Raw genomic sequence first — 932 nt, 5'->3', positions numbered from 1 at the left:
GAACCGGGAACTTTAATTCCCTTCAAATCATTAGATGCAATCTGTTCACCTGGAGAAATGTCACGGACAACCACCCAGCCTTTTTTCGCGGTTCGTTGCTCCTGTTCATACACTTTCCATTTCAGTTCTGCCTCTACCTCAGCCTGTTTCCTGACCTCATTCATTTGATGGATATTAACCATAAGGTAGCCGGCAAAGATAATGCCAACAATCCCAGCGCCAATGCAACCGGCGTATAGTTTTTGTTTACTGCTTTTTCTTAGCTTAGACACACAACTTCTCCCCTGCCTCTTTTGATATATACCTTCTATCTAGCGCCGTCGCTTAAGGAATACGAAGCGTCTTCTCCGGGTATCTGGAATGACTCCGCGAAACAGCTCGTCCAACACCTGATCCATCTCATCATCCGCTTCGTAGGGGTCTGAGTGGAACGGTAGAGCAAATACTTTATCGTGATCCAGCTCCTTACGAAGCCTGCGGGCCGCCTCCTAGGTTGCCAATGGCAAGCAGTAATTCCATTTGTTCTGTGGATGGCGCTGAAGAAATCGGCCTAACCCTGCTATATCCTGAACTCTCCATTCGGCCCCTGAGCCAACGACGAGCGGATAATCGGCTCTCAAGAATTCTTCCAGTCGTTCATTGTCCTGCCCACTCCCCAGGTCCAGTACGATAAATCTATAGGAACCACCCAACAAAGAAATCACATCCGCACGAGATGTTTGTCGCCAGTAATGTACTCCATCGACTTCAAAACGCCGACTTGAACTCGATTGTCCAACAGATGTGCCTTCTACGACTTCTTGAAGTCGGGCAAATGCTTTGGCTGTGCTGTGCAGCTCAACCAAAGCTACGGAGCGGGACCTTCGAGCCAGATAGTGGCTTACCGCAATTGCTGTATGCGTAGCACCGGAGCCGGCAGATACACCCAGTAC

The 932-nt window shown here is 49.2% G+C and carries 2 pseudogenes; both read right to left on the bottom strand.

The features are described from left to right. A pseudogene (locus GRP75_RS28070) lies at positions 1-272 on the bottom strand (SAF domain-containing protein); the annotation flags it as partial. Positions 273-311: 39 nt separating this feature from the next. Further along, positions 312-932: pseudogene (locus tag GRP75_RS28065) on the bottom strand (serine/threonine protein kinase); the annotation flags it as partial.

Source organism: Paenibacillus sp. OT2-17 (assembly GCF_009827695.1).
Lineage (GTDB): Bacteria > Bacillota > Bacilli > Paenibacillales > Paenibacillaceae > Paenibacillus > Paenibacillus polymyxa_B.
The sequence above is the reverse complement of the archived record's forward strand: the minus strand, read 5'-3'. Positions and strand labels throughout refer to the sequence as shown.